Below are 24,458 nucleotides of genomic sequence, written 5' to 3' on the forward strand. Positions count from 1 at the left end.
TACAGGGCCATTTCCGGTTACCCGGCACTGGTGTCGCCACACCCACGCGGCGCGTTTTCCTTGGCCCGTGGAGTCGCACGCTCCCCGGTGAACACGCGGCCCGGCAGCCCCGTAACTACTGGGCAGGCGGACGCTCCGCCGCACGGGCCAGGGAGGTCTTCCACGGATGACTGTGCACCGCCACACCGCCGCCGCCACCGTCACCGCGATCACGCCGCTGCTGCTGACCGCCGTGGCGGCGGGCCCTGCCCTGGCCCATGGGGCTCCGACGGATCCGATGAGCCGGGCGGCGGCCTGCGGGCCGGTCGGGGGTGCGAAGGCCGGGTCGGCGGCCTGCCGGGCGTCCGTCGCGGCCAACGGCGGACGGACGTTTGCCGACTGGGACAATCTCAGGGTCGCCGGTGTCGCCGGCAGGGACCGCCAGGTGATCCCGGACGGCAAGCTGTGCAGCGCGGGCCTCGACGCCTACAAGGGGCTGGACATCGCGCGGGCGGACTGGCCCGCGACGACGCTGGGGGCGGGGCGCGCGTTCACTCTCTCGTATCGCACGACCATCCCGCACAAGGGAAGCTTCAGCCTCTACCTGACCAGGGACACCTATGACCCCACGAAGCCCCTCACATGGGCCGATCTGGAGTCACGGCCGTTCCTGACGGTGGCCGACCCGCCGCTCACCGGGGGCGCGTACCGCATCAAGGCGCGCATGCCGCAGGCGCGGGCGGGCCGCCATGTGCTGTACACGGTGTGGCACAACACCGAGACCCCGGACACCTATTACTCGTGCTCCGACATCGTGCTGTCCGGCGGCGCGGACGAGAACCCGGGCAGCACCGGTGCGGGCACCGACGGCAACGGCGGCTCCGACCGGAGCGGTTCGAGCAAGGACAGCACGGCCACGGGCGGCGCGGACACCGGCGGCGCGGGCGATGACGCGGCCGGAAAGGGCGCGTCCGACAACGGTGGCGCGCAGCCCGGCGACGCCGCTCCCCAACCGCCCTCCTCCCCTTCCGCATCGGACGGCTCAGCGGCCTCCCCCGCCGATCCCGTGCCACCCGCCGCCGCCCCGGCCGGCTCGGAGCGCGACTCCATGCCGATGGTCGCGGGGATCGCCGGAGCGCTCGCCCTCGCCGCGTTCGGCGTCTTCGCCGTCGTCCGGCGCCGGCGTTCCTGAGCGGTCCCGCTCACCCAAGTCAGGCCCTTGAACGGCAGTTTGGAGCGCGACCGGCGACTGCCGCGCCCCCGGAAGGAGTCCCGCCGTGTCCCACTCCATCGATACGGCCATGCTGCGCAGTGACGCGCACAGCCCGTCCTGGGCCGCGCTCAACCGCATGGCCCAGGGCGGTTCAGGGGAGGTGTACTCGCGTGTGGAGCCGCTGGAACGGCTGGACTTCTGCATCCCGTGCAACCCCTACTTCCCCACTCCCGAGATGTTCGAGCAGCTACGGGGATCGCTGGAGGGGATCCTCAAGTACTACCCGAGCGACGCCGACACGATCACCGCCGAGCTGTGCGCGCTCGTGGGGCTGAATCCGCAGACGGTCACGATGGGCAACGGCTCGACGGAGCTGATCACGTGGATCGACCGCCTGCTCGTGCACGAGAGTCTCGCGGTGCCGATCCCGACGTTCGGCCGGTGGACCGACCAGCCGCTGGAGACCGGCAAGCGCGTCGACATGTACCAGCTGCGTGAGGACCAGGACTTCGCACTGGACCCCCAGGCGTATGTGCGCTTCATCCGCCGCCGCGGCTCGAAGGTCGCCGTCGTGTGCAACCCCAACAACCCCGACGGCGGCTATCTCCAACGCCAGAAGGTGCTCTGGCTCCTGGACGAACTCTCCGACCTCGACCTGGTGGTGGTCGACGAGTCGTTCATCGACTTCGTCGACGAGGAGCCGGTCACCTCGGTCGCCGACCAGGCCGCCATCCGCCCCAATGTGATCGTGCTCAAGAGCCTGGGCAAGAACTTCGGCCTGCACGGCATCCGATTCGGCTACATGGTCGCCAATCCCGCTCTGGCGGGCACCGTCCGCCGGGCGCTGCCGAAATGGAATCTCAACTCGTTCGCCGAGACCGTGGTGTTCATGCTGAAGGAATACGCGGCGCAGTACCGGCAGAGTCTGACGCTGCTCGCGCGCGACCGCGCGAACATGTCGCTGGCCCTGACCGGGCTGCCGGGGCTGACCGTTTTCCTCTCCCAGGGCAATTTCATCCTGGTGAAGCTCCCCGATGGGGCGGACGGCGTCCGTCTGCGCGACTATCTGCTCGCCGAGCACGGGGTGTTCGTGCGCGAATGCGGCAACAAGCTAGGCAGCAGTAGCCAGTTCATGCGCCTGGTGGTCCGACCGTACGGCGATGTGGAACGCCTTCTGACCGGACTTCAGTACTACTTCTACGGAGCTCCGGCGCCCTCGCCCTACCAGCCGGTAGGCGCCTATCCTCCGCAGCAGGCGGCCCCCCAGGCCGCGGGGTGGATCTGAAGCACGGACGGGGCGGAGGACCGCCGGATCACGAAAAGGGAATTCCACCGGTCCCTTCCGGCGAAACCCATGCGAGAATGTATTGCCGGGCGACCGTCGGACGTTTGCCCGGAGCCGCCGATCCACTCACACACATCCCCGCACATACATCCACGACATGACCAGCACCGGTCCGTACGGGAACGCCGAGGGACCGCCGACGGATTCCGCCGCCCAGAGCGACTCCGCCGCCGCGGTGCTCTCTCTCGACGGCCGTGTCCGAGCTCTCAACGAGCGCATGGCCGCGGCACTGGGAGTCCGCGTCCACGAGAGCGAAGGACGGCTCTTCGGTGACCTGATGGCGTCGGACTTCCAGCGGACGACCGCGGAGTTCCTCGTCCACGCGGCCAGGGAGAGCAGCGACCCGTCCACGATGCGGGTGCTGGAGTTCCCGGGCGCGCACGGCACACCGCTCGCCTGCCTGGTCGAGGCCACCCGGATCACCCCTCCCGGCCAGGAGGCGTTCGTCCAGGTCAGAGAGGTCGACCTGCACGGGAGACTGGGCATGATGCTCGTCGCCTTCCGGCTCGTGGCCAAGCTCGCCGATGTGGCCCTGTGGGTGTACGCCGACAAGGAGCGGCGGCTGGAGTGGCTGGGAGGCTCCTTCACGCTCACCGCACTGGCCCCGGCGGCCGAGTTCTCCCTCAAGGAGATCCTGCGGCGGATCCACCCGGAGGACATCGCCGCGGTACGCGCAGTCATCCGCAGCTCGGAGGGGCAGTCGGACTGGACCCCGTTCCGCTTCCTCACCGACCGGGACGCCTGGCATCAGCTGGCCGTCCAGACCCACCGCGCGCGTCTGGGCCTGGACGGCCCGGAGCGGCTGGTCGGGGTCGTCCGCGACGACACCGAGCGGATCGCGCGCCAGAAGTCGCTCATGGACCAGCTGCGCATCGAACGCGAACGCGGTGAGCAGATCGCCGAGATCTCCTCCGCGCTGATCGGCGCCACCACCGAGGGCGAGCTGCGGCAGGTCGTGCTGGACCGGGTGGCGGCGGCTTTCGGCGGAACGGGCACCCTGCTGGCGTTCACCGACCACGACCGGCTGCGCGTCTCCTCCGGACCCGGCATCGACCCCCGGCTCGCCGCCGCCATGGACGGGATGCCGCTCAACGCGGAACGGCCTCTGACGTACGCCATCCGGACGGGAGAGCCGCAGTTCATCGCCGACCGGGCCGAGTACGCCGTCCGCTGGCCGCGGGCGCAGGAGATCCTGACGCTGACCGACGCCGCGGCCTACTCGATGATCCCGTTCGGCATCGGAGGGCGGCCGCTCGGCGGCTGGGTCGTGGCCTACAAGAACGAGCACCGCCCCTCGTCCGACGAGCGCGCGCTCATCCGGACCCTGGGCCAGCTGACCGGGCAGGCGCTGGAGCGTCTGAAGCTGCAGCAGGCCCGGATCGAGCTCGCCGCGGCGCTGCAGCGCAATATGCTGCCGCCCCCGCTGGACGTGATCCCCGGACTCCAGGTGGCCGCCCGCTACCAGCCCGCCCGCCACGGCCTGGACATCGGCGGCGACTGGTACGACGCGTTCCCCCTGCCCGACGGCACCGTGGCCCTGGTGATCGGCGACGCCGAGGGCCACGACGTGGACGCCGCCGCCTTCATGGGCCAGGTGCGCAGCGCCATCCGCGCCTTCGCCTCCCACGAGCCGGCGCCCGGAACGGTCCTCAGCAGGACCAATGAGTTGCTGCTCGCGATGGGCGCCCCGACGTTCGCCAGCTGCACCATCCTGCGCTTCGACCCCCGGGACGCCACCGTCACGGGAGCCTGCGCGGGCCATGTGCCCCTGCTGTGGACGCGGGCAGACGGCTCGCACGGGGACTTCGAGATCCATGGAGGGCCCGTCCTCGGAGTGCTGCACGGCGCCCACTACCCGGACGAGACCTTCTCGCTCGAGAGGGACACCACTTTGCTCCTGGTCACGGACGGGGTGCTGGAGGGCCCGGACCGCAGCCTCGACGACGGGCTCGAGATGGCCGCCGCACTGGCGGCGCAGGCCCAGCGGGAGGGGCTGGACCCCGAACGGACCGCGGACCGCGTGCTCGGTGCCGCCATCAGCATCGGCCATGTCGACGATGCCGCGGTGCTGGTGGCACGCAGGAGCCCGGCGGCCGTCTCCTAGTCCCGCGCGGGACAGGGACCGGGGACGCCCGGTCGGCCCTGTGCGGGCTCGTTCGTCCCGCGCAGTGGCTGTTCGGTCCAGATGACCTTGCCCTCGGCCGTGTACCTGGTGCCCCACCGCTCGGCGAACTGGGCGACGAGGAACAGCCCCCGTCCTCCCTCGTCCGTGCTGGTGGCCCGGCGCATGTGCGGGGAGGTGTTGCTGCTGTCGCAGACCTCGCAGATCAGCTTGTCGTCCCGCAGCAGGCGCACCCGGATCGGGCCGTCGGCGTAGCGGATGGCGTTGGTGATGAGCTCGCTCAGGATCAGCTCGGTGCTGAAGGCGGTCTCCTCGTCCACCTGCCACTCCTCCAGCCTGCCGGTGACGTCGGCGCGGACACGGCCGACGGCCGCCGGGTCGGAGGGCACCTCCCACTCGGCGATCCGGGACTCGTCCAGCACCCGGGTGCGGGCGACGAGCAGCACCACGTCGTCGCTGGAGCGGGCGGGCTCGAGTGCGTCGAGCACCGACCGGCAGGTCTCCTCCGGAGTGCGGCCGGGGTGGGCGAGCGCCTTGCGCAGGAGTTCGAGACCGGTGTCGATGTCCCGCTCGCGGTGTTCGAGCAGTCCATTCGTGTACAGGACCAGCCGGCTTCCCTCGGGCAGCCGCAGCTCGGCCGTCTCGAAGGGGAGACCGCCCAGCCCCAGGGGTGTGCCGACCGGCAGGTCGGGGAAGTCCACCGACCCGTCGGGGCGCACGAGCGCGGGCAGGGGATGGCCCGCCCTGGCGAAGGTGCAGATCCTCGAGACGGGATCGTAGATCGCGTACACGCAGGTGGCACCGGTGACCTCCACGCCGGTGTGGCCGGGGGCCTCCTCCTGGTCGATACCGGTGACGAGCTCATCGAGGTGGGCCAGGATCTCGTCGGGCGGCAGGTCGAGGGAGGAGAAGTTCTGCACGGCGGTGCGCAGACGCCCCATCGTGGCGGCGGCGTGCAGGCCGTGGCCGACGACATCGCCCACGACCAGGGCGACCCGGCGGCCGGAGAGCGGGATGACGTCGAACCAGTCCCCGCCCACGCCGGAGTGCGCGGGCAGATAGCGGTGGGCGACGTCGAGGGCGCTCTGCTCGGGCGTACCGCGGGGCAGCAGGCTGCGTTGCAGTGTCACCGCCATGCTGTGCTCGCGTGTGTAGCGGCGGGCGTTGTCGATGCACAGGGCCGCGCGGGCGACCAGTTCCTCGGCGAGCGAGAGATCGGCCTCGTCGAAGGGGCGGGGCTCCTGCGAGCGCCAGAAATTGGCCATGCCCAGCACGACGCCGCGGGCGGACAGCGGCACCGTGATCAGTGAGTGCAACCCGAATTCGACGATGCGCTTGGCCCGGTCGGGGTCCTGCTCCTGCCAGCCGGAGAACAGCGTCAGATCGGGCTCGAGCACGGCGCGCCCGCTGCCGAACCCGAACGCCTGAGGCGTGGAGGGCACAAACTTGATCAGCTCGCCCAGCGGGTACAGCGGCTGGTCCTGCCGGATGCCGCTGACCGCCGTGCGGCGCATCGAGGTGCCCGTCGCCGCGGTCGGCTCCCCGCCCTTGAGGACGGTGTCCACCAGGTCCACGGTGACGTAGTCGGCCAGGCGCGGGACGGCGACCGCCGTCAGTTCCTCGGCGGTCCGGACGACATCGAGGGTGCTGCCGATCCGCCCGCCCGCGTCGTACAGCAGCTTCAGCCGTCTGCGGGCCGCCTCCGCCCTGTCGGACAGGGCGCGCAGCTCGGTGGAGTCCCTGATCGTGGCCACGCTGCCCGGCGGGCCGCCGTTGCCGCTGGTCGGCCGGTGGTTCACGGCCAGCAGCCGGTCGCCCGAGGGCTGCACCTCGTCCGTGGCCTCGCGCCCCGAGGCCAGGAGACCGGCCAGGGATGGGGCGAGGCCGAGGTCGGTGACGCTGCGGCCCTCCGCATCCGGCGGCAGGTCGAGGAGCCTGCGCGCCTCGTCGTTGGCCAGCAGGAGGCGGCGCTCGTCCCCGACGATGAGCACGCCCTCGCGCACCGCGTGCAGGACGGCGTCGTGGTGCTCGTACATGCTGGTCATCTCGGCGGGGTCGAGGCCGTGCGTCTGGCGGCGCAGCCGCCGGGTGACCAGGGCCGCGCCTCCGGTGGCCAGGGCGAGGGCGGCCGCCGCGGCGCCGAGGACGACCGGCAGCTGCCGGACGACGACACCGCTCACCTTGTCGACCGTGATCCCGGCGGAGACCAGCCCGGCGACGGACCCATCGGGCCTGGTGACGGGGACCACCGCGCGCACGGACTTGCCGAGGGTCCCGGTGTAGGTCTCCGTGAACGAGCGCCCGGCGGCGGCCGGGGCGGTGGTGCCGAGGAAGTGCTTGCCGATCAGGGCGGGGTTGGGGTGGGTGTAGCGGATGCCGTCGGTGGTCATCGCGACGATGAAGTCGACGTCGGAGTGCCTGCGCGCCTCCTCGGCGCGCGGTTGCAGCACGACGGACGGCTCGGGGCGGTCCAAGGCGGCCACGATGCCCGGGGAGTGCGCGAATGTCTCCGCGACGGCGAGCGAGCGGTTGCGGGCCTCCTGCGTACTGTCGTGGCGGGACTCCAGGACGAGGGCCGCCACGGCGGCCACGACGAGCAGGACAACCACCACCGCCTGCAGGACGAACACCTGCCCGGCAACGCTCCGCACCCCCAGCCGCGCCCGCAGACCCTCCGGCCCACGCGGCACGGACGGCTCACGTCCCTGATGCCGGCCGCGGAGCGAGGGGGTTGGCACAGCCCGGAATCGGCCCACGGATCGGACCATAGGCCATGTCTAACACCGGGGGCCACCCCGAGTCGACCGCGACTGCGAGCCCCGAGCCTCGGTGCCCGGCGGGCGCGCCGGAGATCCCAAGCCGACGCCTCCGGCCGGGGGCATGGCGCCGGCGCCGTGCCCCGTCGACGGCGCAGGTCCGTCGCCGCCTGCGTGCGGGCGTGGCGGTGCCCACTCCCGGGGCACTGGGTGCCCCGGGAGTGGGCACCGTCGGTCAACGAGGTGTTACGCGGCCCATGGCCGCCTCCGCGGTGCGGAGGGGGATCCGTCGGATCAGACCCTGCGAAGGCGCGGTACGTCGTTCCCCGCTCGCGGTTCGCTGCCCGCGGCGATTCGGGAACTCGGGCTCAGCCCTGGCCCGCGCCGTTGTGGTCGGCCGAGCCGCCCGAGGCAGCCGCACCCGCGGCGTCAGCGCCGCCGTAATCCGCACCACCGGCGTCAGCGCCACCGTCATCCGCGCCACCGGCATCGGCACCGCCGACAGCCGCGCCACCGGCATCGGCACCGCCGACAGCCGCGCCACCCGCGTCAGCGCCACCGTCATCCGCACCACCAGCAGCCGCACCACCCACGTCAGCACCACCGGCAGCCGCACCACCGTCATCCGCGCCACCGGCAGCACCGCCAGCAGCCGCGCCACCGTCATCCGCACCACCGGCGTCGGCGCCACCGTCATCCGCACCACCGGCGTCGGCGCCACCGTCATCCGCGCCACCGGCGTCGGCGCCGCCGCCGTTGCCGTTGCCGATTTCGGCGCCCAGTGCCTGAAGCGCCGTGGTCACCGGCTGGAAGAACGTTACGCCGCCCTGCTTGCAGTCGCCGCTGCCGCCCGAGGTCAGGCCCACCGCCGACTTGCCGGAGAACATCGAGCCGCCGCTGTCGCCCGGCTCGGCGCACACATCGGTCTGGATGAGGCCGTTGACGATGTCTCCGTTGCCGTAGTTCACCGTCGCGTTGAGCCCGGTCACCGTGCCGTCGCGCAGCCCGGTCGTGCTGCCGCTGCGCTGGACCTTCATGCCCACGCTCGCCTCGGCGGCCTCGGTGATCTCCTGTGTGTTGCCGTCCTTGAGGTCGACCGTGCTGGACGCAGCGGTTTTGGCGTCGTCGTACTTCACGAGCGAGAAGTCGCTCACGGGGAACTTCGAGTCCACGACGCTGCCCAGCGCGGTGTTGCCCGCTTGGTCGGCGGTCCAGGTCTTCGCGGCGTTGCCGCAGTGGCCCGCCGTCAGGAAGCCCGGGGCCCCGTCGACCGTGACATTGAAGCCGAGCGAGCAGCGCACACCGCCACCGAAGATGGCGTCACCGCCGTCGACACCCGCGGCGTCGCCCGCCGCGAAGGGCTTGAACGCCCCCGCGACCTTTCTGACGGACACCATGCCGCTGAGGGGGTCGGTCGCCCTGTTCAGCCTGGCCATCTTCGCGCCGGTGACCGTGCTGTCGGCGACGACGGCGACCTTGTTCGTCCTGGGGTCGATCGACCAGGCCGTGCCCGGCACCGACGCCTTCGTGCTCAGCGTCCGGGTGACGCTCTTGAGCTCCGCCGTGCTGTTCTCGACGATTCTCGCGACTCCGCCGCGTTCGCGCACTTCCTGCGCGGCCTGCTTGTCCAGCACATTCACGACCAGTCGGTCCTCGGAGCCGTCGAAGTACCAGCCTGCGGCGTCCTCGCCCAGGTCCGTCGCGAGGGTCGACCCGAGCCGAGCGGCCTGCTGGAGGGTCATCGACCGTGGGCTCGGCGTTCTGTCGGAGCTCGCGTTGGCGTTGGGCAGCAGGATCGCCGCCGCCCCGAGCACGGCCACACTCGCTCCGGCTATCGCACCCGTTCGCTTGTTTACCCGTCGGTGACTCAACTCACTGACCTCCAGAGGGGGAAGGTTCGGCGGACGGGACGCGGGACGCGGTCCTGGGGCTCCCGCGTCCCATCCACCGACTCATACGCACCGCGAGCCCCAAGTGCCTCAACGCGTAAGCGTTTTTGTTGGACCGACGGCCGCCCGGACACCCAAGCGAGCACGGTCGCGACCCGGGCAAACCCGGTCGCACCGTCACCCGATTGGCCGCACTCCGCAGGCGAACGGGCACCCCTCTCGCACACGATTGGGGCTGGATGTGGCCTACCCGGTCGTCCGCAGGACCCTCGGGGATTCCGGAGGCGGGAAGCACATGGCTGAACAGACTCGAAAAGCACCTCGACGCTCAACGGGACTCATCCTCGAACTCTCCTCCGAGTTCGCCGGAACGATGGTCCTGATCCTCTTCGGCTGCGGCGTGGTGGCGCAGGTGGTCACCGGCGCGATCGACATCGCCCCCGGTGCGCTGGGCAACCACGACAGCATCGCCTGGGCATGGGGTCTCGGTGTCACGCTGGGCGTCTACACGGCGGCGCGACTGAGCGGCGCGCACATCAACCCGGCGGTCACGCTGTCCCTCGCCATCTTCAAGGGCTTCCCTTGGAGCAAGGTGGCCCCGTACGCCGTGGCACAGACAGCCGGCGCGTTCGTCGCGGCCCTGCTGGTGCGCTGGAACTACACGGAGGCGCTGGCCAAGGCCGACCCCACGCACACCATCAAGACCCAGGGAGTGTTCTCGACCCTCCCCGGCAACGGTGTACTGCCCGTCAGCCAGTGGGGCGCGCTGCGTGACCAGATCATCGGCACGGCGATCCTGGTCCTGCTGATCTTCGCCGTCACGGACCTGCTCAACACTCCGCCGGGTGCCAACCTCGCCCCGTTCATCATCGGTCTGATCGTCGTGGCGATCGGTATGGCGTGGGGCGCCGACGCGGGATACGCCATCAACCCGGCCCGTGACTTCGGGCCCCGCCTCGCCAGCTACTTCACCGGATACGGCGGAGCATGGCGAGATCAGTACGGCGACATCTACTTCTGGGTGCCCATCGTCGGCCCCCTGATCGGCGGCCCCGTCGGTGCGGCCTTCTACAAGATCTTCGTCGGCCGCCTGATCCCCATGGCCGGCGCGCCGGAGGTCGGACGCACCCCCGAGCCGGAGGCCGAGGCCTGATCCGGACCGCGGAGTCCGCAACCTCGAAGGCGCAAGCCCGCAGGCAACCCAGGAGAGGCGGCAGCGATGCCGGAATTCGTCGGAGCGGTGGACCAGGGCACCACCAGCACTCGCTTCATGATCTTCGACCACGACGGCAACGAAGTGGCGAAGGCCCAGCTCGAACACGCCCAGATCCTGCCGCGCTCCGGATGGGTCGAGCACGACCCGGTGGAGATCTGGGAACGCACCAACACCGTGATGCAGAACGCCGTCCGGGAAGGGGGCCTGTCGGCCTCCGACCTGACCGCGGTCGGCATCACCAACCAGCGGGAGACGACCGTCGTCTGGGACCCGCGTACCGGCCGTCCCTACTACAACGCGATCGTCTGGCAGGACACGAGGACGGACTCCATCGCGGCCGCCCTGGAACGCGAGGGCCATGGCGAGGTCATCCGCCGCAAGGCGGGCCTGCCTCCGGCCACGTACTTCTCCGGCGGCAAGATCAAGTGGATGCTGGAGAACGTCGACGGCCTGCGGGAGGCCGCCGAGCAGGGCCACGCGATCTTCGGCAACACCGACTGCTGGGTGCTGTGGAACCTCACCGGCGGCCCCGACGGCGGAATCCACGCCACCGACGTCACCAACGCCAGCCGCACGATGCTGATGAACCTCGAAACCCTCGACTGGGACGACGAGCTCCTCGGCATCTTCGGCATCCCACGCGCGATGCTGCCGACCATCAACCCCTCCTCCCACGCGGAGGCGTACGGTCAGGCACGCACCTCCCGACCACTGCGGTCCGCCGTCCCCATCACCGGGGTGCTCGGCGACCAGCAGGCGGCCACCGTGGGCCAGGTCTGCTTCGCGACCGGTGAGGCCAAGAACACCTACGGCACCGGTAACTTCCTGGTCCTCAACACCGGCACCGACCTGGTCCGGTCCGAGCACGGTCTGCTGACCACCGTGGCCTACCAGTTCGGAGACAGCCCGGCGATCTACGCCCTCGAGGGCTCGATGGCCGTCACGGGCTCCGCGGTGCAGTGGCTGCGCGACCAGCTGAAGATCATCACCACGGCGGCCGAGAGCGAACGGCTCGCGAGCACGGTCGAGGACAACGGCGGCATGTACTTCGTGCCCGCGTTCTCCGGCCTGTTCGCGCCGTACTGGCGCTCGGACGCCCGAGGGGCGATCGTGGGCCTGTCCCGCTTCCACACCAACGGCCACTTGGCGCGGGCGGCTCTGGAGGCCATCTGCTACCAGAGCCGGGACGTGGTGGAGGCCATGGAGCAGGACTCGGGTGTCCATCTGGACGTGCTCAAGGTGGACGGCGGTGTGACCGCCAACGACCTGTGCATGCAGATCCAGGCGGACGTCCTCGGCGTACCGGTCAGCCGTCCGGTCGTGGCCGAGACCACGGCGCTCGGCGCCGCCTACGCGGCCGGGCTCGCCACCGGCTTCTGGCGGGACACCGATGAACTGCGCTCCCACTGGCAGGAGTCCAGGCGCTGGGCGCCGCAGTGGAACGACGAGCAGCGCGACGAGGGTTACGCCGGCTGGAAGAAGGCCGTCGAACGGACCTTGGACTGGGTCACGGTCACCTGACCACGGCCTGCCGGCACCGGGCTTCTTGGACAGGAGGTTAGGCCGTGATCTTCGCCGACCGTCGGGAAGCCGGGCGCCAACTGGCCGGCCGGCTGCGGCACCTGCGGGACGAGGACGTGGTCGTGGTCGGCCTCCCCCGGGGCGGTGTCCCGGTGGCCGAACAGGTCGCACGAGCCTTGCGGGCCCCGCTGGACGTCAGCGTGGTCCGCAAGCTCGGCGTTCCCGTCCAGCCCGAGTTGGGCATGGGAGCCGTCGGAGAGGACGGCGTACGGGTGATCAACGACGAGGTGGTGCGCCTCGCCCATGTCTCCGATGCCGAGCTGGCCGAGGTCGAGGAGCGCGAACGCGCCGAACTCGACCGGCGGGCCGCCCGGTACCGGGGCGGGCGAGGCCCCACGCAGGTCCGGGGTCGGACCGTTGTCGTCGTCGACGACGGCATCGCCACGGGTTCGACGGCTCTGGCCGCCTGCCGGATCGCCCGGGAGCGGGGAGCGGCCCGGGTGGTGCTGGCGGTACCGGTGGCGCCGCCCAGATGGTCCGCCCGGCTCGGCCCGGCGGCGGACGAACTGGTGGTCCTGGAGACTCCGGCCGACTTCATCTCCGTCGGGCAGTTCTACGTCGACTTCGCGCAGACCACGGATCAGGACGTGCTCGCCTGCCTGGAACGGGCGGCGGCACGGGAGCGGGGATCCGGGCGCTCCGAGCCCACGTCGCGCGATCCCGGGGAGCCCCACCCGGCGGACGCCGGCACGGAGGATCCCACGCCGGAGGACATCGAGGTCGAGGTCCCGTTGGGCACCGTGCGCCTCGGCGGGCGCCTCACCGTGCCCCGAGAGGCAAGAGGCGTCGTGGTGTTCGCCCATGGCAGCGGCAGCAGCCGTCGCAGCACGCGCAACCGCTATGTCGCCGTCAAGCTGAACCGGGCCGGGCTGGCCACGCTGCTGTTCGACCTGCTCACCGAGGACGAGGCGCGTGAGCGGACCAATGTGTTCGACACCGAACTGCTGGCCGGCAGGCTGTCCGCGGCCACCGAGTGGGTCAGGGGGATGCCCGAATGCCTCGGCCTGCGCCTGGGCTGGTTCGGTGCCAGCACGGGGGCGGCGGCCGCTCTGTGGGCGGCCGCCGAGCCGAGCGCGGGTATCGTCGCGATCGTCTCCCGCGGCGGGCGCCCGGACCTGGCCGGTCCAAGGCTGCCCGAGGTGAGCACCCCCACCCTGCTGATCGTGGGCAGCCAGGACCAGGTGGTGCTCGATCTCAACCGCGAGGCACAGGCCCGACTGCGCTGCGAGAACCGTCTCGTCGTCGTCCCCGGCGCCTCGCACCTGTTCCAGGAGCCGGGCACGCTCGGCGCCGTCGCCGACCTGGCCCGCGACTGGTTCCTCGACCATATGACCTCTGACTGAACGACCTCTGACTGACACGCCCCGGTCCGGCGGCGGGCCGCACGCCTGCGGTCCATCCGCTGTCCATCCGCTGGTCCATCCGCTGCGCGACTTCGGCAACACTGTTGCTCAAGTCCCGGGTGACCGCACCCCGGACCGCCCCCGCGGGCCTGCCGGAGCGGGGCCTCGAGGCAGGCCCCGACAGCCGAGATCGACGACCAGGACAGGCCGCTGCGCCTGCGCGGCCTCCACTGCCGGTCACCGTGCGGCGAACAGCACCCAGACCGGCCCCCGGGCGAACGCCATCCGGTCCCCCGAGGCCGTGGTGAACTCGGTGCCCTCCTGCGCGCTCCCCCGCTTCCAGCGCACGTCGTAGCCCTTGCCGTCGCGCAGGACGAACGCCGTGCCCGATCCGACCGACTCCGTGTAGGGGGAGACGGCGCCCCACCGGTCGTGGAACCGCGAGGGGCGGACCTTGACGTACTGGACCACGACCGTCGCGGCGCCGAGCCGCCCTCCGTCCGTCGTCCGCGCGGCCTGCCCGTCCATGGACACCAGCCATCGGTGCTCGTCCTGCGACCAGGTGAAGCCGTAGCGCCCCACGGGGAAGCGCACGGTGCGCTCGGCGACCGGATGCCCGCCCTTGGGCATGTCGCCGAAGCGGAAGCCGATGTCCGGGGCATCGCTCGCCGAGGGCGGGACGGCCAGGACACGCCCGGTGTCCACATAGAGGTTGTGCGGCGCCGGGCGGCTGTTGTCCCGCGAGTACGCCGAGGGCACCTTCTCCGGGGGACGCGCGTGGAGCGGGGCCGCCTCCAGCAGCGGTTGCAGCTTGCTCTGCACTCCCGAGTACGCCAGGTCCGGCTCGCCGAACTGCCGCAGCAGTTCCAGATCCGACTCCCGCGCACTGCGGACGGGCCCGGCCTTCGCCGGCGTGTGCGAGGAGAAGACAGCCAGGATGCGGGTCTGCCCTGCCTCGACCTGCTCGACGTAGACGATGTCCGCCTTCCCGAGCCCGGTCTGCGGACGGGCCGACGGAACATTGTCGATCTTCACCGCGAGCACCGGGGCCGGACGGCCGGGAAGCCCGGTGAACGTGGACACCGACGAGGCCCGGCCGCTCGAGTCCTGGTTGCCGGAGCCGTCGCAGGCACCGAGACCGAGGGACAGGAGCGCGGCCGACGCCACCGCGACGAGCGCCCCGCGCCTGCGCGAGCGGCGCCCGAACCCGTTCAAGTCGCTCATACATCCCAGCTCACCACGGAAGCCGCCCCGGGAACAGGGGGCACGCCCCGCGCCGGACCCGGACGCCCGTCCCACGCCCGGCCCCTTCCCCGCCCTGTCCCGAATGGCACCGGCCAAGGCGGCACAAAAGGCGTCAATCCCCCTTCTCCGCAGCGCCATCCGGGCGACGGGGGCCATGGACGCGGCCGCCGGGGGAAGGCGCGCCATCGGGAAGGCCCCCCGTAGCTGACCGGAGGTGCAACCGCGATGTCGCCCCTACACCGTTCCGGCACGGCGTCCACCGACGTCGAGGAGCCGGGCTCCGACACCGGCCTCAACGAGCCCAGGACCCCGCAGCGCCACCCGTCCCGCTCACGTGCGCGTCTGACCCGTGTGCCGTGGTGGATCGGGCTGCCGGGCGCCGTCGCCGTTCTGGTGGCGCTGCTCCTGCTGGCAGGCCGGCTGAGCCTGCTGCCCGGCCTCGGCGACATCTTCGGCGAGAGGACCCACGACCGTTCCGGCCCGGCGCTGCTGAAGTCCATTCAGGACATGAGCCGCTACGAGGCCGCGTCCGGCAGCTTCCAGGTCGTGGTGGATCTGGACAAGGACGCCAGGTTCCTGCCCGATTCGGTGCGCGGCAGCCGCACCCTGTATGTGGGCGTGGGCAGCGTCAGCGCCGGCGTGGACCTCGGGAGCGTCGGCAAGAGTGCCGTGACCGTGAACGACGACCGCACCCGTGCCACCCTGCGCCTGCCCCATGCCTCGCTCGGCAGGCCCGCCCTGGACGCGGACCACTCCTACACGGTCTCCAAGCAGCGGGGACTCTTCGACCGGCTGGGCGACTTCTTCTCCGACAACCCCGCCGACGAGCACCAGGTGAACAAGCTGGCGGTCGAGCACATCGCGAAGGCGGCCAAGGAGAGCGGGCTGACGGCGCAGGCCGAGAAGAACACCACCAGCATGCTGCGGGGCCTGCTCCGGTCGCTCGGCTTCACCGATGTGACGGTTCACTACGGCGCGGCGGCGCGGTAGGCATCACCAACGCCGGGCACCGCACACGGCAGGCATTCCACACGGCAGGCCAGCGCGGCAGGGGCACACACGGCAGGGAGACGGCCCGGACGGGCCGGTCAGTCGGGCGGCCCGAGGAGCAGACCGATCCCGTAGTCCGCCCGCTCGGTGGCGACGGGCAGCGCCGCCAGGGAGTACTCGTACGGCAGGGCCAGCGCGATTCCGGGGTAGCGGCGGGCCATCGCACTTGAAAGTTACGGAATAGATAGCTAGATGAGTCAAAATCCACTGGATGAGCGCCATAGTTGCCTGATCACAACGGATTCCATCGCCTGGAGGGCCTTGACGCCACGTTCACGTCAAGGGTTTCATTCCGTCACCGGGATGCCGGTCTTCATTTGCCTGTGCCCCACACCTCAGAGGTGCTCCCACCAGAGGCGATACCCCTCCCGCAAGCCCGATCGGACCCTGCATGACCGACACGCTCCGCCCGCCCGGCATCGACACGCCCGGCGCCCAGTCCCCGGCCACAGATGGCTCCGCCCCCAAGCTCACCCGCTCCATCGGAGTGGTGGGCGGCACGCTCCTCACGCTGTCCTGCCTCACCCCGGCGTCCTCCCTGTTCGTGATCGTCCCGGACTCGTTCGGCGCGCTGGGCACGGGGACGGCCCTCACCATCGTCGTCGCCGCCCTGCTCTGCGTCGGCGTCGCCTTCACCTACTCCGAGCTGGGGACCCTGATCCCGAGCTCCGGTGGCGAGTACGCCATGGTGGGCACGCTCATGGGCCGACTGGCGGGCTGGCTGGTCTTCGTCCTGTCGCTGATCGTGGTCATGATCGTGCCACCGATCATCGCGCTCGGGACGGCCGACTACCTGGCCCCGATCATCCATCTCGATCCGCAGCTCACCGCCGCCGCGGTCATGCTCCTGGCCACCGCCATGGGCCTGCTGGACCTGAGGGCCAACGCCTGGATCACCGGCGTCTTCCTGGTGCTGGAGGTCGTGGCCTGCGCGGTCGTCGCGTTCCTCGGCTTCACCCACACCAGCCGCTCCGCCTCCGTACTGGTGCACCCGGTGATGGACGCGGGCCACGGGCACACCTCGGCGGTCACCGCCGGACTGGTCGTGACGGGACTGGCCACGGCCCTGTTCATCCTTCAGGGCTTCTCCACCGCCGTGTACCTGGCGGAGGAGATGGAGAACCCGCGCCGCAACGTCTCGCGCACCGTGCTGTGGACCCTCGCCATCGGCGCCGCCGTGGTCATCGTTCCGGTCGTCGCCATCACCCTGGGCGCGCCGGACCTGAAGACGCTGGCCGCGGGTGATGTTGCCGCGATGGTGACGGCCTGGAGCGACTCGGCCGTCGGGACCTTCGTGAGTCTGTGCATCGCGCTGGCGATCGTCAATGCCGCGATCGTCATGGTGATCCAGAACTCGCGGGTGGTCTTCGCCTCCGCCCGCGATGCCGCCTGGCCGGGGCCGGTCAACCGCGCCTTCTCCCACCTGGGCCGCCGCTTCGGCTCCCCATGGGTGGCCACGCTGGTGGTGGGTGTGCCCGGCGCCGCGCTGTGCTTCGTCAACCTGGACACGCTGAGCGAGGTCACCGGTGTCGCGGTCGCGGCGATGTACGTCTTCGTCGCCCTCGGAGCGCTGGTCTCGCGGCGCGGAGCCCACAAGCACCGCTCCGCCTGGCGGATGCCGCTGTGGCCGGTGGTCCCGGCCCTGCTGATCGGCGTCCTGGTCTGGGTGCTGTTCCAGCAGAGCACGCACAGCCTCGCCGTCACCGGCGGCATCGTCGCCGCCGCGGCCCTGTACTGGGCGGTCTACCTGCGGCCACGCCAGTCGACGCACTGGGTCATCGAGGTGCCCGAGGAGCGGGCGGCGACCGTCCCCGAGCAGGCCACGGTGCCTCAGCAGGCATGACGAATCGGCGCGCGTGACCGGTCGGGCGCCGCGTTCTTCACCTCGTCGGAGAGGGAGAGGGCGCGTCCCGCAGGCGCGGTCGACTGCTCGGCCATGCGCCGCTCCTGACGCTCTCGCCGCGGCCAATTCATCGTTTGTCCCCGCAGTCGTCGTGTGAGTTACCGTCCGCGGGAAAGACGCACCCGATCGGATGATGATCGCCCTCTGTGCAGGAAGCCGGGATTCCCTGACACTGGTGGCTCGCCGCGATGGGAGGAGCTCGATGACGCCAGGCATCGGCCTGTGGTCCGGGTGGAGGCGGCATGTGCTGACCTGCCTGTCGGGGGCGGTGCCGGCGCTCTCGTTCCCCGATCCGGCGCTGTGGTGGCTGGCGTACGTCGCTCTGGTGCCGTGGATCCTGCTGGTGCGCTCGTCGGCGGACGGCGCCGAGGCCGCGCGCTCGGGATGGATCGGCGGCGCCGGGTTCCTGCTGGCCGTCCACCACTGGCTCCTGCCCGACCTGCACGTCTTCATCGTTCTGCTGGCCGCGCTGCTGGGGCTGCTGTGGGCGCCGTGGGGCTGGCTGGTGTGGCGGCTGCTGCGGGATTCGCCGGGCCCCGGCCGGGCCCTGGCGGCGGTGGTCCTGCTGCCCTCCGGCTGGCTGATGATCGAACTGGTCCGGTCCTGGCAGGGGCTCGGCGGCCCCTGGGGACTGATGGGCGCCAGCCAGTGGCAGGTCCGGCCGGCCCTGGTGCTGGCCTCGGTGGGCGGGGTGTGGCTGGTCTCCGTGGTCGTGGTCGCCTTGAACGTCGCTGCGGCCCTGCTGGTGGCGGTGCCCGGGGCACGGGTGTCGGCGGTGGCGGCGCTGGCCACGGTCGCCGCGAGCGGCAGCGCGATATGGGAGTGGGCGCCGCAGCCGGGCCGTTCCGGGACGGTGCGCGTGGCCGTGGTGCAGCCGGGTGTGATCGACGGACAGCAGGCCCGTTTCGACCGCGGCGAGAAGCTGACGCGGACGCTGGTGGGCCGCAAGGACATCGACCTGGTCGTGTGGGGGGAGAGCAGCGTCGCGTTCGACCTGTCCGGCCGCACGGACCTCGCGGACCGCCTCGGCGCCCTGTCGCGCTCGCTCGGCAGCGACGTCCTGGTGAATGTGGACGCCCGACGGCTCGACGGCCACGGCATATACAAGACGTCCGTGCTCGTGGGTCCCCAGGGACCGACGGGGCAGCGCTACGACAAGACCCGCCTGGTCCCGTTCGGTGAGTACATCCCGGCGCGGCCGATGCTGCGGTGGGTGACGGGGGTCAGCGCGGCGGCCACGGAGAACCGGCGGCGAGGCAGCGGCCCGGTGGTCATGGAGGCGGGCGGGGTGCGGCTGGGGCCGCTGGTGTGCTTCGAGTCGGCGTTCCCCGACATGAGCAGGGCGCTGACCCGGCGGGGGGCGCGGCTGCTGGTCACGCAGTCGTCGACCTCGTCGTTCCAGCGCAGTTGGGCGCCCGAGCAGCACGCGACACTGGCCGCGCTGAGAGCGGCGGAGACGTGGCGGCCGGTCGTGCATGCCACGCTCACCGGGGTGAGCGCGGTCTACGACGCCCACGGGCACCGGGTGGGGCGGTGGCTGGGCACGGACGAGAGCACGGTCGGCGTCTACGACGTTCCGCTGGCCACGGGCACCAGCCCGTACACGCGCTACGGCGCCTGGGTGCCGTGGCTGGCCTTCGACATACTGGGGGTGGCGGCGCTGGGGCTGGGCGCGCGGGCCGTCAGAAGGCCTGCTCCAGCGCGGCGATGACGACGCGTTCGCACAACTGGTGGGTCAGCAGGGCGTCCTCGGCGGAGAGCACCTTGTCCGCGCGCACGGCGTCGAGGAAGGCGCGGGCGACCTGCTCGATGCCGCGCTGTCGGGCCACCGGCACCCAGTCGCCGCGGCGGCGCACCGACGGCTGGCCCTTGTGGTCGACGATCTCGGCGAGGTTGAGGATCTGCCGCTTGGTGTCCTCGCCCATCACCTCGAGGGTCTCCTCGGTGGAGCCGCTCATCCGGTTCATGATGCCGAGTGCGGTGAAACCGTCGCCCGACATCTGGAGAACCACGTGGTGGAGCAGGCCGCGGCGCAGCTTCGCGCGGATGTCCACGTGCTCGGCGGTGCCGGGCAGCAGGAAGCGCAGAGTGTCGACCACGTGGATGAAGTCGTCGTAGACGACCTCACGGGGGTCGGCGGCGAGGCCCACCCGGTTCTTCTGCATGACGATCAGATCGCGCGGGTGATCCAGGGCCTGGGCGTACCCGGGCGCGTAGCGGCGGTTGAAGCCGACCATGAGGGTGCGCCGGCGCTGCTCGGCGAGGCGGACGAGCCGCTCGGCGCCCTCGAGGTGGTAGGCGAGGGGCTTGTCGACATACACATGGATTCCGGCGTCGAGGAGCTGCTCGACGATGGGCACATGCTGGTCGGTGGGCGCGTGGACGAACGCGGCCCCGATCCCGCCGTCGTGGATCAGCCCGTCCAGGGTGGTGTGCCGGTGCGGGGTGCGGTACTGGTCGCCGACGCGGTCGAGCGTGGCGCGGGTCCTGGTGTACAGGTGCAGCTCGATCCCGGCTTCGCCCGCCAGCACGGGCAGATAGGCCTTCTGGGCGATGTCGCCGAGGCCGATGACGCCCACCCTCACAGTCATGTGCTTCCCCTCCACGCCGCTCACCTGCGGCTGTCAGCATACGGGGGCCGCCAGTCGGCCACTGCGCCCGGACCGCGCGGGGCCGTATCCGGGGCGAGTCAGCAGACGGCGGTGATGAGCAGGTCACGCACGGCCACGGCGGCCGCGAGGTTGGGGCGGTCGCCCCGGCGATCCGCTGGGAGCGGCGCACCAGGTCGGCGGGGCGGTACGGGCGGCGGGGCGGGGGTCATGGCGTGGGCGGCGTCGCCCAGCAGCGCGGTCCGTGCCCGGTGGAAGGCGGGCAGCGATCGGGCCCGGCCACTCACCCATTGAGACGCACCTGGTCAGCTTCGTGGACGCGACAGCACCCTTGAGGGGAATTCCCGGACCGGCGCCCGGGCGGCAGAGTGGCCAGGTGCGGCGGATGACAGCGACAACGATGACAGCCACGACGATGACAGCCACGACGATGACGGTGGCGGCGATGACGGTGGCGGCGATGGGATGCCTGTCGGGGTGCATGACCGTGGCCCCGCAGCAGGACGGGCACAGACCGTCCCGCCCGTCCCGGCCGTCCGCCTCGTTGGTCGAGCCCACCCGGGGTCCGGCGAACGACGCCCTGGCCTCGGTGGCGCCCGAGGGCGGCGGCAGGAAGGCCAGGCCGAAGAAGGCCGAGGCGCGGGAGGCCGAGTCCCACCCGAAGCCCTCCCACACCGGCGTGAGCGCCCCACGGCTGCTGCCGCCCCTGCCCGCACCTCCGGCGCCCCCCGGCGGCAAGGCCCAGGGCCGGCCGAGTGAACGCCCGGCCCTGCGGCCCACCGTGCGCTTCCCCAGTGGCTCCGGTGTGTGCGAGCTCGGCCGGGAGTTCGGGCACTGGCCCAAGGACAGCCCGGCCAACCGGCTCTGCGGCGCCGCCTACGGCAACTGAACCGGCTCGCGGCCGGCGGGCGAAGCGCCCCGCCGACTCGGCGCCGCGTGCTCCTGCACCTCGAGTTCGTCGGCCGTCGAACGCGAAGGACATCGGCCCCCGGTTCCGCAGCGGCGGGAGCGGGAGCGGGCAGAGAAGTCGGGCGGCGCGCCGGACCGGACTCGGCTCCGTCAGACCGCGAGGTCGGGGACGCGCCAGTCGATGGGGTCGTGGCCCTGCGCGGCCACGGCCTCGTTGATCCGGGTGAACGGGCGGCTGCCGAGGAACAGCCGCGCGGACAGCGGCGAGGGGTGCGCCCCCTGGACCACGGTGTGCCGCTCGGTGTCGATCAGGCGCAGCTTCTTCTTGGCGTAGTTCCCCCACAGGACGAACACCGCCGGATCCGACCGGTCGGCGACGGCCTTGATGACGGCGTCGGTGAACTTCTCCCAGCCCTTGCCCTTGTGGGAGTTGGGCTCGCTCTCACGGACGGTCAGCACCGCGTTGAGCAGGAGGACGCCCTGCTGGGCCCACGGCATCAGATAGCCGTTGTCCGGGACCGGGAGGCCGAGTTCGTCGTTGAGCTCCTTGTACATGTTCCGCAGGGAGGGCGGGGTCTTGACGCCGGGTCGCACGGAGAAGCAGAGCCCGTGTCCCTGGCCCTCGCCGTGATAGGGGTCCTGGCCGAGGAGAAGGACCTTCACCTGGTCGTACGGGGTCGCCTCGAGCGCGGCGAACACCTCGTCACGAGGCGGGAAGACCTTGTGCTCCTCACGCTCCTGCTCGACGAACTCCGTGAGCTCCTTGAAGTACGGCTTGGACACCTCCTCGCCGAGGACGGGCAGCCACGAATCGGGCAGGGTGTACGACACGGCACGGACCTCCGGTACGGCTGACAGGCGGGTGGGCCGGTGCGCTCCCCCGCTTCTGGGAAGAACGTACCGGCCCCCACCGACAGCGCGTTCAGCGCGTGGCGTCGAGCTGTTGCTGCACCCGGCCGAGACCGCGCAGCCACCGGTCCGTGTCGGTGGCCCGGTGCTGGTACATCTGCGCCGTCTCCGGGTGCGGCAGGATCAGGAACCGCCCGTCCGCGAGCGCCTCGACCACAGTTTCGGCCACCTGCGACGGCTCGATCGCGGTGGGCCGCAGCAGCAGGTCCCCGGCCGCTCCCGTGCCCCCGAGCATGTCCGTGCGCACGCCCTGCGGGCACAGCGCCTGCACGGTGATGCCCCGGTGCTGGTAGGTGACGGCGAGCCATTCGGCGAACGCCAGCGCCGCGTGCTTGGTCACGGCGTACGGCGCCGCGTCCAGCATGGTCAGCAGGCCCGCCGCCGAGACGGTGCTGATCCAGTGCCCCCGCCCGCGCTCGAGCCAGGGGCCGGTGAGCATCCTCGAGGCCCGCACGTGCGACATGACGTTGACCTGCCAGGAACGCTCCCAGTCGGCGTCGGCCGCCTGTTCCGAACCGCCCACCGCTGTCCCGGCGTTGGCGCAGTACAGATCGATCTCGCCGAGCGCGGCGCGGGCGCCGGTGATCAGCGCCTCGACGCCGTCGGGGTCGGCGGCGTCACCGGGAAGCGCGCCTGCGCCGATCTCCTCGGCGACCGCCTCGGCCGCCTTCGCGTCGAGGTCGTTGACGACCACGCGCGCACCCGCGGCGGCGAAGCGGCGGGCCAGCGCCTCACCGATGCCGTGCCCGGCTCCGGTCACGACCACCCCCGCGCCTGCGAGTTCGAAGCCTCCGTTGCCGCTCATGACACCCCCGCGTTCAGCAGCAGCCCGCCGTCCACCACCAGCGTCTGGCCGGTGATCCACCCCGCCTGGTCGGACAGCAGGAACGCGGCGGCCCCGGCGACGTCCTCCGGGACCCCGAGGCGCCCCATCGGGTAGGAGGAGGCGGCCTCCTCCTCCCGGTCCTCGTACAGCGCCGCCGCGAACTTCGTCTTGACCACGGCCGGGGCGATCGCGTTGACCCGTACCTTCGGCGCCATCTCGTGCGCGAGCTGCGTCGTCAGATTGATCATCGCGGCCTTGCTGACGCCGTACAGTCCCACGAACGGGGAGGCGCCGAGACCGGCGATCGAGGCGATGTTGACCGTAGCGCCGCCGTTCTCCTTCTGCCAGACCCGGTGCACCTGCTGGGCGAAGCCGAGGGCGGAGACGACATTGGTCTCGAAGACCTTGCGGGCCACCCCCAGGTCCATCTCCGCGATCGGGCCGAAGACGGGGTTGGTGCCGGCGTTGTTCACCAGGTAGTCGATGCGGCCGAACGCCGCCATGGCGCGCTCGGCGGTCTCGGCCTGGTGCTCCTCGTTGGCCGCCTTGCCCGCGACGGCCAGCGCGCGGTCGGGGCCGCCGAGGCGCTCGACGGCCTCCTTGAGCGCGTCCTCGTTGCGACCGGTGATGCACACCCGGTCGCCGCGGGCGACGAGCGCCTCCGCGATGCTGTAACCGATGCCGCGGCTGGCCCCAGTGACGAGGGCTACCCGGCCGGTGTCCGTGGTCATGTGCTTGCTGCTCCAGAAGGTGAGGGAAGGAGGGGGAGGGACAGGCCCCGGGGCCGGGCCCTAGTCGAGCGGCCCGCCGGCGACGTAGACGACCTGGCCGGAGACGAAGCCCGCAGCGTCACCGCTGAGGAACGCGATGGTGTTGGCCACGTCCTCGGGCGTGCCGACGCGCGCCACGGGGATCTGCGACGCGGCCGCCTTCTGGAAGTCCTCGAAGCCCATGCCCACACGGGCGGCGGTGGCTGCGGTCATGTCGGTGGCGATGAAGCCGGGGGCGACGGCGTTGGCGGTGACGCCGAACTTGCCGAGCTCGATCGCGAGGGTCTTGGTCAGTCCCTGCATACCGGCCTTGGCGGCGGAGTAGTTGGCCTGGCCCCGGTTGCCGAGGGCGGAGCTGCTGGAGAGGTTGACGATCCGGCCGAACCCGGCGTCCAGCATGTGCTTCTGCACCGCGCGGGTCATCAGGAAGGCGCCCTTGAGGTGCACTCCGAGGACCGTGTCCCAGTCGCCCTCGCTCATCTTGAACAGCAGGTTGTCGCGCAGCACACCCGCGTTGTTGACCAGGATGGTGGGCGGGCCGAGCTCCTCGGCGACACGCGCGACGGCGGCCTCGACCTGAGCGGCGTCCGAGACGTCCGCGCCGACGGCGAGAGCCCGGCCGCCCGCCTTCGTGATCTTCTCGACGGTCTCCTTGCAGGCCGCCTCGTCGAGGTCGAGCACGGCCACCGCGCGGCCCTCCTCGGCCAGTCGCTGGGCGGTGGCCGCGCCGATCCCGCGGGCGCCCCCGGTGACGATCGCTACGCGCTGCTCGGTGGTGGACATCGTTGTGCCT

The 24,458-nt window shown here is 71.6% G+C and carries 20 protein-coding genes; 10 read left to right on the forward strand and 10 right to left on the reverse strand.

All coding sequences use genetic code 11. The annotated features are described in order from the left end of the window. Positions 1–166 precede the first annotated feature (166 nt). From IEY86_RS07830 to IEY86_RS07840, 3 genes are all read left to right on the forward strand, one after another. The gene (locus IEY86_RS07830) at positions 167–1,171 is read left to right on the forward strand and encodes a lytic polysaccharide monooxygenase auxiliary activity family 9 protein (protein WP_189130793.1); all 1,005 of its coding nucleotides are present in this window, start codon (positions 167–169) and stop codon (positions 1,169–1,171) included. An 85-nt stretch (positions 1,172–1,256) separates the two neighbouring features. Next, positions 1,257–2,477 (forward strand): pyridoxal phosphate-dependent aminotransferase, encoded by a 1,221-nt coding sequence (locus tag IEY86_RS07835; RefSeq protein ID WP_373286972.1) that lies wholly within the window; start codon positions 1,257–1,259, stop codon positions 2,475–2,477. A 157-nt stretch (positions 2,478–2,634) separates the two neighbouring features. Then, a complete protein-coding gene (locus tag IEY86_RS07840; protein WP_189130794.1) occupies positions 2,635–4,641 on the forward strand; it encodes a SpoIIE family protein phosphatase in 2,007 nt (668 codons plus the stop codon). Here the strand turns inward: IEY86_RS07840 and IEY86_RS07845 are convergent. Both IEY86_RS07845 and IEY86_RS07850 read right to left on the reverse strand, forming a co-directional pair. After that, positions 4,638–7,427, reverse strand: a complete 2,790-nt coding sequence (locus IEY86_RS07845; protein WP_189130795.1) for a SpoIIE family protein phosphatase — start codon at positions 7,425–7,427, stop codon at positions 4,638–4,640. The genes IEY86_RS07840 and IEY86_RS07845 overlap by 4 nt on opposite strands. Before the next feature lie 356 nt (positions 7,428–7,783). After that, positions 7,784–9,286 (reverse strand): S1 family peptidase, encoded by a 1,503-nt coding sequence (locus tag IEY86_RS07850; protein ID WP_189130796.1) that lies wholly within the window; start codon positions 9,284–9,286, stop codon positions 7,784–7,786. A 313-nt stretch (positions 9,287–9,599) separates the two neighbouring features. Here IEY86_RS07850 and IEY86_RS07855 point away from each other — a divergent pair, with 313 nt between their 5' ends. The 3 genes from IEY86_RS07855 (at position 9,600) to IEY86_RS07865 (ending at position 13,444) form a co-directional block, all read left to right on the forward strand. Beyond that, on the forward strand, positions 9,600–10,457 hold the full coding sequence (locus IEY86_RS07855; RefSeq protein ID WP_189130797.1) for an MIP/aquaporin family protein: 858 nt from the start codon (positions 9,600–9,602) through the stop codon (positions 10,455–10,457). Positions 10,458–10,523: 66 nt separating this feature from the next. Beyond that, a complete protein-coding gene (glpK, locus tag IEY86_RS07860; protein WP_189130798.1) occupies positions 10,524–12,041 on the forward strand; it encodes a glycerol kinase GlpK in 1,518 nt (505 codons plus the stop codon). 44 nt (positions 12,042–12,085) lie between these two features. Next, positions 12,086–13,444 carry a phosphoribosyltransferase family protein gene (locus IEY86_RS07865; RefSeq protein WP_189130799.1) on the forward strand — a complete coding sequence of 453 codons (1,359 nt, stop codon included), beginning with the start codon at positions 12,086–12,088 and terminating at the stop codon, positions 13,442–13,444. 237 nt (positions 13,445–13,681) lie between these two features. Here the strand turns inward: IEY86_RS07865 and IEY86_RS07870 are convergent, their stop codons facing one another. After that, entirely contained in the window at positions 13,682–14,668 is a 987-nt protein-coding gene (locus tag IEY86_RS07870; protein ID WP_189130800.1) for a DUF3048 domain-containing protein, read from the reverse strand. A 246-nt stretch (positions 14,669–14,914) separates the two neighbouring features. Between IEY86_RS07870 and IEY86_RS07875 the strand changes: the two genes are divergently transcribed. Then, the gene (locus IEY86_RS07875) at positions 14,915–15,679 is read left to right on the forward strand and encodes a DUF4230 domain-containing protein (protein WP_189130801.1); all 765 of its coding nucleotides are present in this window, start codon (positions 14,915–14,917) and stop codon (positions 15,677–15,679) included. 98 nt (positions 15,680–15,777) lie between these two features. Here the strand turns inward: IEY86_RS07875 and IEY86_RS37530 are convergent, their stop codons facing one another. After that, positions 15,778–15,900 carry a hypothetical protein gene (locus tag IEY86_RS37530; protein WP_265803960.1) on the reverse strand — a complete coding sequence of 41 codons (123 nt, stop codon included), beginning with the start codon at positions 15,898–15,900 and terminating at the stop codon, positions 15,778–15,780. Positions 15,901–16,130: 230 nt separating this feature from the next. On the opposite strand from IEY86_RS37530, the gene IEY86_RS07880 reads away from it, so the two are divergent. Beyond that, the gene (locus IEY86_RS07880) at positions 16,131–17,582 is read left to right on the forward strand and encodes an APC family permease (protein WP_189130802.1); all 1,452 of its coding nucleotides are present in this window, start codon (positions 16,131–16,133) and stop codon (positions 17,580–17,582) included. Positions 17,583–17,844: 262 nt separating this feature from the next. Further along, positions 17,845–19,353 carry an apolipoprotein N-acyltransferase gene (gene lnt, locus IEY86_RS07885; protein ID WP_189130803.1) on the forward strand — a complete coding sequence of 503 codons (1,509 nt, stop codon included), beginning with the start codon at positions 17,845–17,847 and terminating at the stop codon, positions 19,351–19,353. On the opposite strand, the gene IEY86_RS07890 is transcribed toward lnt, so the two are convergent. Both IEY86_RS07890 and IEY86_RS07895 read right to left on the reverse strand, forming a co-directional pair. Continuing rightward, entirely contained in the window at positions 19,325–20,227 is a 903-nt protein-coding gene (locus IEY86_RS07890) for a Gfo/Idh/MocA family protein (protein WP_308425114.1), read from the reverse strand. The genes lnt and IEY86_RS07890 overlap by 29 nt on opposite strands. A gap of 104 nt (positions 20,228–20,331) precedes the next feature. After that, entirely contained in the window at positions 20,332–20,538 is a 207-nt protein-coding gene (locus IEY86_RS07895; protein WP_189130805.1) for a hypothetical protein, read from the reverse strand. A 98-nt stretch (positions 20,539–20,636) separates the two neighbouring features. Between IEY86_RS07895 and IEY86_RS07900 the strand changes: the two genes are divergently transcribed. Continuing rightward, on the forward strand, positions 20,637–21,140 hold the full coding sequence (locus IEY86_RS07900) for a hypothetical protein (RefSeq protein WP_189130806.1): 504 nt from the start codon (positions 20,637–20,639) through the stop codon (positions 21,138–21,140). Between the two features lie 170 nt (positions 21,141–21,310). On the opposite strand, the gene ung is transcribed toward IEY86_RS07900, so the two are convergent. The 4 genes from ung to fabG all read right to left on the reverse strand — a co-directional run bounded on the left by ung (position 21,311) and on the right by fabG (position 24,448). Then, positions 21,311–21,991, reverse strand: a complete 681-nt coding sequence (ung, locus tag IEY86_RS07905) for a uracil-DNA glycosylase (RefSeq protein ID WP_189130807.1) — start codon at positions 21,989–21,991, stop codon at positions 21,311–21,313. 91 nt (positions 21,992–22,082) lie between these two features. Further along, positions 22,083–22,874: an SDR family NAD(P)-dependent oxidoreductase gene (locus IEY86_RS07910; RefSeq protein WP_189130808.1), complete on the reverse strand. Its 792-nt coding sequence runs from the start codon at positions 22,872–22,874 to the stop codon at positions 22,083–22,085. Then, complete coding sequence (locus IEY86_RS07915) at positions 22,871–23,626, reverse strand: SDR family oxidoreductase (RefSeq protein WP_189130809.1); 756 nt, start codon at positions 23,624–23,626, stop codon at positions 22,871–22,873. Before IEY86_RS07915 ends, IEY86_RS07910 begins: the two co-directional genes overlap by 4 nt. Before the next feature lie 60 nt (positions 23,627–23,686). Continuing rightward, positions 23,687–24,448: a 3-oxoacyl-ACP reductase FabG gene (gene fabG / locus IEY86_RS07920; protein WP_189130810.1), complete on the reverse strand. Its 762-nt coding sequence runs from the start codon at positions 24,446–24,448 to the stop codon at positions 23,687–23,689. Between the last annotated feature and the right edge of the window lie 10 nt (positions 24,449–24,458).

This window comes from Wenjunlia tyrosinilytica (assembly GCF_014646055.1).
GTDB classification, from domain to species: Bacteria; Actinomycetota; Actinomycetes; order Streptomycetales; family Streptomycetaceae; genus Wenjunlia; species Wenjunlia tyrosinilytica.